The sequence below is a fragment of the Monashia sp. HAY1-5C genome, from assembly GCF_056755255.1.
In genome coordinates, this window is record NZ_JBPGXG010000855.1 from 1 (window position 1) to 231 (window position 231).

1 pseudogene is annotated in these 231 nt (G+C 69.3%); it reads left to right on the plus strand.

Features of this window, described 5'->3' with window-relative positions:
- Window positions 1–231 (plus strand): annotated as a pseudogene (locus tag ACR9ZK_RS23750) (ketol-acid reductoisomerase); the annotation flags it as partial.

A 231-nucleotide genomic window follows, 5' to 3' on the forward strand; every position in this document is an offset into this window, starting at 1 on the left:
GCTTCAACATCCGGTTCGGCTACATCGAGGCGCCCGAGGGCGTCGACGTCATCCTCGTCGCACCGAAGGCACCCGGCCACACGGTGCGTCGCGAGTTCGTCGCAGGCCGCGGCATCCCCGACATCATCGCCGTCGAGAAGGACGCGTCGGGTCAGGCGTGGGACGTCGCGAAGGCGTACGCGAAGGCCATCGGCGGCACCCGCGCCGGCGTCATCAAGACGACCTTCACCG